The 8,847-nt window shown below is 73.6% G+C and carries 9 protein-coding genes and 1 pseudogene; 4 read left to right on the top strand and 6 right to left on the bottom strand.

Annotated elements, in window-relative coordinates:
* The first annotated feature begins 464 nt into the window (after positions 1–464).
* On the top strand, positions 465–860 hold the full coding sequence (locus ACFVYA_RS09520; RefSeq protein WP_387044056.1) for a zinc-ribbon domain-containing protein: 396 nt from the start codon (positions 465–467) through the stop codon (positions 858–860).
* A gap of 149 nt (positions 861–1,009) precedes the next feature.
* Here ACFVYA_RS09520 and ACFVYA_RS09515 read toward each other — a convergent pair whose 3' ends face one another.
* Both ACFVYA_RS09515 and ACFVYA_RS09510 read right to left on the bottom strand, forming a co-directional pair.
* A complete protein-coding gene (locus ACFVYA_RS09515; protein WP_387044054.1) occupies positions 1,010–1,300 on the bottom strand; it encodes a hypothetical protein in 291 nt (96 codons plus the stop codon).
* A gap of 169 nt (positions 1,301–1,469) precedes the next feature.
* Positions 1,470–1,904, bottom strand: coding sequence for a single-stranded DNA-binding protein (locus ACFVYA_RS09510; RefSeq protein ID WP_387044052.1), 435 nt, complete (start codon positions 1,902–1,904; stop codon positions 1,470–1,472).
* 125 nt (positions 1,905–2,029) lie between these two features.
* On the opposite strand from ACFVYA_RS09510, the gene ACFVYA_RS09505 reads away from it, so the two are divergent.
* Both ACFVYA_RS09505 and ACFVYA_RS09500 read left to right on the top strand, forming a co-directional pair.
* Entirely contained in the window at positions 2,030–2,641 is a 612-nt protein-coding gene (locus tag ACFVYA_RS09505; RefSeq protein WP_387044050.1) for a PhoU domain-containing protein, read from the top strand.
* A 91-nt stretch (positions 2,642–2,732) separates the two neighbouring features.
* Complete coding sequence (locus tag ACFVYA_RS09500; protein ID WP_387044048.1) at positions 2,733–3,737, top strand: pirin family protein; 1,005 nt, start codon at positions 2,733–2,735, stop codon at positions 3,735–3,737.
* Here the strand turns inward: ACFVYA_RS09500 and ACFVYA_RS09495 are convergent.
* Together ACFVYA_RS09495 and ACFVYA_RS09490 are read right to left on the bottom strand one after the other, a co-directional pair.
* Entirely contained in the window at positions 3,711–4,556 is an 846-nt protein-coding gene (locus ACFVYA_RS09495; RefSeq protein WP_387044046.1) for an alpha/beta fold hydrolase, read from the bottom strand. The genes ACFVYA_RS09500 and ACFVYA_RS09495 overlap by 27 nt on opposite strands.
* Before the next feature lie 39 nt (positions 4,557–4,595).
* Positions 4,596–5,270, bottom strand: a complete 675-nt coding sequence (locus ACFVYA_RS09490; RefSeq protein WP_387044044.1) for a GntR family transcriptional regulator — start codon at positions 5,268–5,270, stop codon at positions 4,596–4,598.
* Positions 5,271–5,310: 40 nt separating this feature from the next.
* On the opposite strand from ACFVYA_RS09490, the gene ACFVYA_RS09485 reads away from it, so the two are divergent.
* Positions 5,311–6,936: a thiamine pyrophosphate-dependent enzyme gene (locus ACFVYA_RS09485; RefSeq protein WP_387044042.1), complete on the top strand. Its 1,626-nt coding sequence runs from the start codon at positions 5,311–5,313 to the stop codon at positions 6,934–6,936.
* 20 nt (positions 6,937–6,956) lie between these two features.
* Here the strand turns inward: ACFVYA_RS09485 and ACFVYA_RS09480 are convergent, their stop codons facing one another.
* The gene (locus tag ACFVYA_RS09480) at positions 6,957–8,348 is read right to left on the bottom strand and encodes a pyridoxal phosphate-dependent decarboxylase family protein (protein ID WP_387044040.1); all 1,392 of its coding nucleotides are present in this window, start codon (positions 8,346–8,348) and stop codon (positions 6,957–6,959) included.
* Positions 8,349–8,451: 103 nt separating this feature from the next.
* Positions 8,452–8,847: pseudogene (locus ACFVYA_RS09475) on the bottom strand (phosphoesterase); the annotation flags it as partial.

Here is an 8,847-nt window from a genome sequence, read left to right as displayed (position 1 = left end):
TTGTGACTTCGCAATCCCAAGTTTGCCCTGTGAGACAGGCACTCCGTCTTACTACCGGCCCGTGTCGCCGACCAAGTCATGAAATCCCGAGGCTAGGGCCTGTATCGAAGTCGCCTCCAGCAGGTGAGCTGGGGGTGGCGTGTCCGGACCGGTGCGCCGTGGCGGAACATGCCGGCGTTGTCCGGGTCTTGGGCAGCGACCGGCTCAACCGCCACCGCGCCGTGGCCATTCGCTACGACCAGCTCGCCGCCGTTACGAAGCCACCGTCCACATCGCCGCGATCAACGAATGGCTCTGACCGACTTCGATACAGGCCCTGGTTCCGCGGCCTCCGGCGTTGCGGTACGGGCCGAATGTCCGGTTCGCCGGATGTCGGTCCGGACGGGATCGGCAAAACCGCCCCGGGAACCGGCAACGGTGTGCGAGGCTGCGCGGCGAAAGAAGAAACGGAAGAGAGAAGACCGATGCTGATCTGGGGCTGGCGTACGCGCATCTACGTGCTGGCGATGACGACGTTCTTGTGCGGCCGGTGCGGTAACCCGGCTTCGCACGCGGTGCGCAAGGCGGTCACGAAGTTCACGCTGTTCTTCATCCCGCTGTTCCCGATCAGCGTCAAGTACACGGCGCAGTGCACGTTCTGCGGGATCGAGAACCGCATCCCGAAGGAGGACGCGCTCCGGCTGCAGGCCCAGGAGGAACAGGGCCAGGCCCAGCAGCAGGCGGCGCCGGGGTACCCGCCGCACCCTTCGCAGGGTGGTGCTCCGCAGGCCGGGTTCCCGCAGCACCCGTCCCAGCCGCAGGGGTTCCCGCAGCCGGGACCGCAGGCGCAGCAGGGTCAGTTCCCGCAGCAGGGCCAGTAGGCACAGACCGGCGGCGGCGGTTCGGCGAGCGTCCGGACCGCCGCCGTTCGTGTCTCCGCTCCGGGGATTTCCCCGCAGCGGCAAGGCCCGGCCGCCTCCGCGGCGGGAGGCTTCTCTATCGAGTTGTCAAACATCCGCCGGTCGCCGGGTCAGGCGGCCGATCTCTGCTCGGGGTCCAGGAGGGCTTGGCCGGCGGGTGTCAGGACCGCCGGGACCAGCTCGCCCGAGCGGCCGGGGCGGGCCGCGCGGACCAGGCCCTGGTGGGCCAGCGCGTGGGCCGCGAACTGGTCGCCGCACGACAGGCCGTCGATGAACAGGTCCGGTTCACTGCTGCAAGACACCCGGCCGCGGCCTGCGCCGACTGCTCGGAGCATCGCCCGCATCCGGTGGTTGACCACGGGGTGCGCTGCCGGTGAGCCGGTCTTCTCGTTCCCGTTCATGTCGGTCCCTCCCGCTCGTGGTTCGGCCGCTACCCCTGCGTCGAATCGGTGGGCGGGATTTCGACAGCGGGTCCGGCCGGAGCGTCCCCTCATCTTCACCGCAGGCGATCCAGCACGGGTCGAAGCCTCCTCGACAGGCGTTCGGAGGCCGGCCGCGAACGGATGGGGATCAGAAGGGCGGCTTTGCCACCCCCACCGGTTCCGGCGCCCAAGCGCTGCTCCCTTCGCCACCCGTCGCGCGGCTGACCTTGGTCACCTTGGCGGTGGCGTACCGCAGCGACGGCCCGATCTCCTCGACCTCCAGCTCCACGACGGTGCGCTTCTCACCTTCCTTCGTGTCGTACGACCGCTGTCTCAGCCGGCCGTGGACGACCACGCGAGTGCCGCGCACGAGCGACTCGGCGACGTTTTCCGCGTGCTCCCGCCACAAACTGCAGCGCAGGAACAGCGCGTCACCGTCGCGCCAGGCGCCGGACTCGCGGTCGAACACCCGCGGGGTGCTCGCGACCGTGAAGTTCGCGACCGCCGAGCCGGCCGGGGTGAAGCGCAGTTCGGGGTCGCTCGTCAGGTTGCCGACCACGGTGACCGTCGTTTCGCCTGCCATCGGTCTCTCCTCGTCCTCCGGGTGCGGGGTGCACCGCTCTTGCCGATGAGGAGAGCACGGGGGTCCGACAATTCCGGGCCGGGCGACGAGATGCCGGCACCCGGCCGGGGTGGTTTCCTGCCGCCATGCCGACGCCGTTTCAGAAGGAGCTCGTCACGCTCGCCCACCGGCTGGCGGACCTGGGCGACCTCGTCGCCAGCACGCTCGAGGAGGCCACTCGCTCGGCGCTGGAAAGTGACCACACGCTGGGCGGACGTGCGCGGGAGCAGGCGGTGGCGGTGGCCTCGCTCGGGGCCGCGTGCGAGGACCAGGCGTGTGCGTTGCTGGCCCTGCACGCGCCGCGGGAGGCGGAGGTGAAGGCGGTCGTCGCGGCCGTGCACACCGCTGCGGATCTCACTCGGATGGGTGGTCTCGCGCGGGAGGTCGCCGAGGCGCGGGGACCCGTGCCGCCGGAGGTGCGGCCCGCGCTGGGCCGGCTGGGCGGGCACGCGGTGGCCGCCGCGCGGGCCCTCCGGGAGGTGCTGGCCGGTCGGGGCGGGACGGGGCTCGATGACGCGGTGTCGCTCGCGGAGGCGGCCGAGCGGGAGGTGCGAGGGTGGGCGGACGGCCGGGAGGGGCCGCGCGGAACCGGTCACGCGGTCGAGCTCGCGTTGCTGGCCGCGGTCTACGGCCGGTTCGCCGCGACGGCGGTCCGGATCGGGCGCCGGGCGGAAGGGTTCGCGCCGGTCGGGGCTTAGCGGCCGGGTGGCGTCGGCGCTCGACACCTGGGCGGCTGCCGGGACACCGCCCAGCCGCGTCCCGGCGGGCATCGCGACTACCGTGGCGGACATGAGCAACACCGAGGCCGCCCCCGCCGAACTCGCCGGTGGCGACCGGCCCGCGGCCGCCGATCCCGACCGTCCCGTTGTCGAGGTGCTCGCTCCGCGCGCGGTGCCCCTCGGCGGGCCGCGCGCGATGCGGGTCCGGCGGACCCTGCCGCAGCGGTCGCGGTCGCTGATCGGCGCCTGGTGCTTCGCCGACCACTACGGCCCCGACGAGGTCAGCGGGCCCGGGGCGATGGACGTCGCGCCGCACCCGCACACCGGCCTGCAGACCGTCAGCTGGCTGTTCTCCGGCGAGATCGAACACCGCGACAGCCTCGGCACGCACGCGGTGGTCCGCCCCGGCGAACTGAACCTGATGACCGGCGGGCACGGCATCTGCCACTCCGAGGTCTCGACCGCCGCCACGAAGACGCTGCACGGCGTCCAGCTCTGGGTGGCTCTGCCCGAGCGGCACCGGCACACGGCACGGGCGTTCGACCACTACGTCCCTTCGGTGAACCGGATCGAGGGCGCGGAGATCCGCGTGTTCCTCGGGTCACTGGCCGGCCGGACGTCGCCGATCCCGACGTTCACCCCGCTGCTGGGCGCGGAAGTCGTGCTGGGACCGGACGCCCACATGTCCCTCGGCGTGGACCCCGGCTTCGAGCACGGCGTCCTGGCCGACACCGGCGACGTCGAGGTGGCCGGTACCCGCGTCCGGACGGCGGAGCTGGGCTACCTCGGTACCGGGGTGCGGTCCCTGACCCTGAGCAACCGCGGCACCGAACCGGCCCGGTTCCTGCTGCTGGGCGGCACCCCGTTCGGCGAAGAGATCCTGATGTGGTGGAACTTCGTCGGCCGCACCCACGAAGAAATCGCCGCGTTCCGCGAAGCGTGGCAAGCCGGGTCGGACCAGTTCGGCAGTGTCACGGGCTACCCGGGCGAGCGCCTGCCCGCTCCCGCGCTGCCGGCGGTCCGCATCAAGCCCCGCCGGAACCCGGGCTCAGGCCAGGAAGCCGCCCACGGCTGACCCGAACGCGGGCGCGTCGTCCAGCCACGGGTAGTGCGCGGCGCCGGGCAGGACGACGGCGCGGCCGTCCGGGAACAGCGCGGCGAAGCGGTCCGCGACGGCCGGGGTGGCGATCCAGTCCAGTTCGCCGGCCAGCACCAGCACTCCGGCGGTGACGGCGCCGAGCGCGGCACGGGTCGTCTCGGGCTGATGAGCGCCGGCCGAGTTGTAGATCCGGGCGGCCGCACCGTTGCGCTGGCCCGCTTCGCCGGCTTGGTGCTGCCGGGCCGCGGCGTCCCAGCGGCCGTAGTACAGCGGCGCGAAGGCGGCCCAGTCCGCGCTGGTCGCCTTCTTCGCGACGATCGACTCGTACGCGGCGGCCGCCGCGGCGAACCAGGGAGCGCCGGCCCGCCGGGCCATGATCCGCCGCCGCTGCCCGGGCGGTACGTCGAAGCCGACGGCTCGCGGGCTCGGCGCGATCAGCGCGAGCCGGTTCAGGCGCCGCGGGTACCGGGCCGCGTACCGGACGGCCAGGCTCGCCCCGGCCGAGTGCCCGAGGAGGTCGAAGCGTTCGAGGCCGAGGTGCTTGCGCAGCGCCTCGACGTCCTCGACCTGGCGGTCGCACCGGTAGGTGGCGGGGTCGGCGGGCTCTTCCGAGCCGCCGGTGCCGCGGAGGTCCAGCACGGCGAGGCGGCGCCGGGTCGTCAGGCCGCCGAGATCCCCGAGGTAGGCGCCGGCCCGCATCGGGCCGCCCGGCAGGCAGACCACCGGCGGCGCGGCGCCCGGACCGGAGAGGTGGACGGCGAGCGCGGTTCCGTCCGGCGCGGAGAAGATCGGCACGCCCCGACCCTGGCATCCCCGGGTCCGGGGGAACAAGCCTCACCGCTCCCGGGCGAGGTAGGCCTCCAGCGTCGCCATCCGGTGCCCGCGCGCGAACCGTTCCACCTCCTCCGGTTCTCCCCCGCCCTCGATCAACGCCAGCAGCCGCTCGTGCTCCTCGACCGACTCCGGCGCCCGGCCCGGCACCGACGTGAACGTGCTGTCGCGGACCGCCGCCAGCCGGGTCCAGCAGCGCTGGACCAGGTCGACCAGGTTCGGGTTGGGGCAGGCGCCGAACAGCACCTCGTGGAACTCGGCGTTGAGCGCGGTGAACGCCACCGGGTCGAACTCGGCGAGGCTGCGGCGCATCCGGTCGTTCAGCTCGCGGGCGCGCCTCAGCGCCTCGGCCGTCAGCAGTGGCGCGGCGAGGCCGGTGGCCGCGCCCTCGACGATCGCCACCGTCTGCATCGCGTGCTGGTAGGCGACCGGATCGATGGCCACCACCCGGGCGCCGACGTTCCGCTCGAATTCGATCAGCTCCTCGGCCTCCAGCCGGCGCAGGGCCTCGCGGACCGGCACCGCGCTGACGTCGAGCTCGCGGCCGATCTGGTCGAGCACCAGCCGGTAGCCGGGCCCGTAGCGCCCGTCGAGGATCCGGGCCTTGATCGTCTCGTAGGCCAGCTGCGACTTGGTGACCGGTCTTCCCGCGGACGCGCCAATCATGTAGGAAACCATATATGTTCCGTCGGCCAGCGACCCCCAGGAGGCGATGCCGATGTCCCCGGTGATCCCGACCGCGGCCGACCTGATCGTCGGCGGGCTGCGGGCCCACGGCGTCGACACCGTCTTCGGCCTGCCCGGCGTGCAGACCTACGACCTGTTCGACAGCCTCGCCCGCACCGGCGGCGACATCCGCGTGATCGGCGCCCGGCACGAGCAGACCGTCGCCTACATGGCGTTCGGGTACGCGCAGGCGACCGGCCGCACCGGGGTCTGCACCGTCGTCCCCGGCCCCGGGGTCCTCAACGCGTCGGCCGCGTTGCTCTCGGCGTACGGGGCGAGCGCACCGGTGGTGTGCCTCACCGGTGAGATCCCGCGCTCGTACCTCGGCCGCGGGCTCGGGCACCTGCACGAAATGCCCGACCAGCTGGCCACTCTGCGCTCGATCACCAAGTGGTCGACGCTGGTCGAGCACCCCGTGGAGGTGCCGGACGCACTGGCGACGGCGTTCCGGGAAGCGGCCGGCGGGCGGCCCCGGCCGGTCTCGCTGGCGGTGCCGTGGGACGTGCTGGGACTGCGTGCCCCGGCCGGCGTCACCGGCCCGCTGCCGCTGCCCCGCCCGGCCGTCGACCCGGCCGGCATCGAGAAGGCCGCGGACCTCCTGGAATCGGCGAAGCACCCGATGATCATGGTGGGCGGTGGCGCCCGGCACGCCGCCGCCGAGGTCCGGGCGCTGGCGGAGCGGCTGCAGGCGCCGGTGGTGCCGTTCCGCGGCGGACGCGGCCTCGTGGGCGACGACCACCCGCTCGGCTTCACCTGCGTCTCGGGCTTCGAACGGTGGCCCGAGACCGACGTCGTGATCGGCATCGGGTCACGGATGGAGCTCTCCTGGTTCCGCTGGCCGGACAAGCCGGCCGGCCTGAAGACGATCCTGCTCGACATCGACCCGCGGCAGGCGACCCGGCTCGAAGCGGACGTCGCGATCATCGCCGACGCCGCCGACTCGACGGCCGCGCTCACCGCCGCCGCCGGTCCACGACGGACGGACCGGACGGCGGAGTTCACCGCGCTGAAAGCCGCCGTGGCCGAGCGCGTCACCGACGTCGGGCCGGGGCTGGAGTACCTCCGGGCGATCCGGGACGTGCTCCCGCGCGACGGCTTCTTCGTCGAGGAGATCTGCCAGGTCGGCTTCGCGTCCTACTTCGGGTTCGAGGTCTACGCCCCGCGCACGTTCGTCACCTGCGGTCACCAGGGCACGCTCGGCTTCGGCTACCCCACGGCGCTGGGCGTGCAGGCGGCCTTCCCCGGCCGTCCGGTGGTTTCGGTGGCCGGGGACGGCGGCTTCATGTTCGCCGCGCAGGAACTCGCCACCGCCGTCCAATATGGACTCAACGTGGTCGCGGTGGTGTTCGACAACGGCTACTACGGCAACGTCCACCTCGACCAGGAGCGGCTGTTCGACGGCCGCGCGCTCGGCGGGCGGCTGCACAACCCGGACTTCGCCCGGCTCGCCGAGACGTTCGGGGCGCTCGGCCTGACCGCGCGCACCCCGGACGACCTGCGCGGCGCGCTGGACAAGGCGTTCGCCGCGGGCCGGCCGGCGCTGGTGCACGTGCCGTGCGAACTGGGCACCGGCGCGTCGCCGTGGAAGTACCTGATGCCGAAGTCGGACCGCAGCTAGAAAAGCCGTCCGGGACGCGGTCATGACGAGCCGGCGGCCAGGCGCTCCAGCACGGCGAAGACCCGGTCGACGTCGGTCCCGGTCGTCCGCCAGTTGCTGAACGCGGCGCGCAACGCCGGGCGGCCGTCGTACACCGTCGGGGTGAGGAACGTCGTCCCGTCTTCGGCGATGTCGCGCACGAGCGTGTCGATCCGGTCCTGCGTGACCTCGCCGGCCGGGGTGAAGCAGACGACGTTGAGCCGCACCGGCGCCAGGAGGTGCCAGTGCGGCGAGCCGTCGATCCGCGCGCCCAGGTCGCGAGCCAGCGCGACGCAGCGCTCGACGATCTCGCGGTGGCCGGCGCGGCCGTACGCCACGAGCGAGAACCAAGCCGGGAGCGCGCGCAGCCGCCGGGAGTTCTCCGGTGTCAGGTGCAGGAAGTCCGGGTTCTCGCCGATCTCGCCGAGGTAGGCCGCGTTGTTGCTGAACACGCGCAGCTGCAGGTCGCGGCGGCGGGTGAACTGGACGGCCGAGTCGTAGGGCACGTTGAGCCACTTGTGCAGGTCGACGACCACCGAATCGGCCTGGTCGAGGCCGGCGGTGAGCGCCGCGTGTTCCGGGGCCAGCGCGGCGAACCCGCCGAACGCGGCGTCGACGTGCAGCCAGAAGCCGTACCGCTGCTTGAGGGCGGCGATCGCCCGCAGGTCGTCGAAGTCGACGGTGTTGACCGTCCCCGCGTTCGCGACGACGACGGCGGGGCCGTCGAGCGTCTCGAGCGCTTCGGCGAGCTTCGCGACGTCGACGGCTTCGCGGCCCGGGAGCACCGGCACCTTCCGCAGGGCGGAACGGCCCATCCCGAGGAACGACAACGCCTTCAGCACGCTCGAGTGCGGCGAACCGGACAGCACGGTGACGGGACCGAGCGCCGCGGCGCCTTCGGTGGAGACGGTCACCCCGGCCCGTTCGCCGAGCCATTCGCGGGCGATGGCCAGACCGGTGACCGTGGACATCGTGGCGCCGGTGACGAACGCGCCGGAGAACTCCGGGCCCAGCCCGAACAGCTCGGCCAGCCAGCCGACGGTCTCGCGTTCCAGGTCCTGGGCCGAGGAGTCCATGCCACTGGCGGGATTCTGGTCGTAGGCGGCGGTGAGCCAGTCGCCGGCCAGGGAGGCCGGGGTGGCACCGCCGGTCACGAAGCCGAGGTACCGCGGGCCGGCGCCGGCGGCGAAGCCGGGTTCCCAGCGCCGCGCGAACTCGTCCAGCGCACCCCGCGCACCCGCGCCGCCGGCCGGCAGGGGCGCCGGCTCCACGGCGCGGGGCGGGACGGCCGCCGCCCGGCGGTCCAGCCCGGCGAGCGCCTCGGCCGCGAATTTGCTTGCGGCGTCGAGGAGATCGGGCAGGGCGTGCAGGTCATCGGCGAGCCTCGGGTCCATGTCGCCGACGCTAGGGTCGGCGGCACCCCGCTGTCGCGGGCCAATCCCCCGAAACTGGCCCGCTCGCGTGATCAGGCGGGCATCTGGCGTGGTCGGAGGGGCGTCACGCGCGGCGGAGGCGGCGGACCCGGGACTCGGCCGGGTCGAACGCCACCCGGCGCAACGGTCCCGTCAGCAGCAGCACCACCGCCATCGACGACATCGCCGCCAGCACCAGCGCCGCCACGAACTGGGCCGCGCCCGACGTCGCCGTCGCCAGGACCGCGTAGCCGGCCAGCACCAGTGCCGGCGGGGCCAGGAAGCCGGTCAGCACCGGGACCAGCGGCACCCGGTCACCGTCGGGGCGGCGGGCGGACACCACCGCCGCCCCGGCGCAGGTGACCGCCGCGACCAGCAAGCAGCCGCCGACGGTGTCGCTCAACCGGTGCCAGCCCAAGGCCACCGCGGCCGCCGAGACCCAGGCGACGCCCATGCCGCCCGTCACCAAGGCCGACAGCCG

The sequence above is a fragment of the Amycolatopsis sp. NPDC058278 genome, from assembly GCF_042881395.1.
GTDB lineage: Bacteria > Actinomycetota > Actinomycetes > Mycobacteriales > Pseudonocardiaceae > Amycolatopsis.
This window is presented reverse-complemented; position numbering and strand designations above follow the sequence as displayed.

Excerpts from the sequence above, each read along its gene's own strand:
- ACFVYA_RS09520 (WP_387044056.1), top strand. The coding sequence starts at position 465 with ATGCTGATCTGGGGCTGGCGTACGCGCATCTACGTGCTGGCGATGACG.
- ACFVYA_RS09515 (WP_387044054.1), bottom strand. The coding sequence starts at position 1,300 with ATGAACGGGAACGAGAAGACCGGCTCACCGGCAGCGCACCCCGTGGTC.
- ACFVYA_RS09510 (WP_387044052.1), bottom strand. The coding sequence starts at position 1,904 with ATGGCAGGCGAAACGACGGTCACCGTGGTCGGCAACCTGACGAGCGAC.
- ACFVYA_RS09505 (WP_387044050.1), top strand. The coding sequence starts at position 2,030 with ATGCCGACGCCGTTTCAGAAGGAGCTCGTCACGCTCGCCCACCGGCTG.
- ACFVYA_RS09500 (WP_387044048.1), top strand. The coding sequence starts at position 2,733 with ATGAGCAACACCGAGGCCGCCCCCGCCGAACTCGCCGGTGGCGACCGG.
- ACFVYA_RS09490 (WP_387044044.1), bottom strand. The coding sequence starts at position 5,270 with ATGGTTTCCTACATGATTGGCGCGTCCGCGGGAAGACCGGTCACCAAG.
- ACFVYA_RS09485 (WP_387044042.1), top strand. The coding sequence starts at position 5,311 with ATGTCCCCGGTGATCCCGACCGCGGCCGACCTGATCGTCGGCGGGCTG.
- ACFVYA_RS09480 (WP_387044040.1), bottom strand. The coding sequence starts at position 8,348 with ATGGACCCGAGGCTCGCCGATGACCTGCACGCCCTGCCCGATCTCCTC.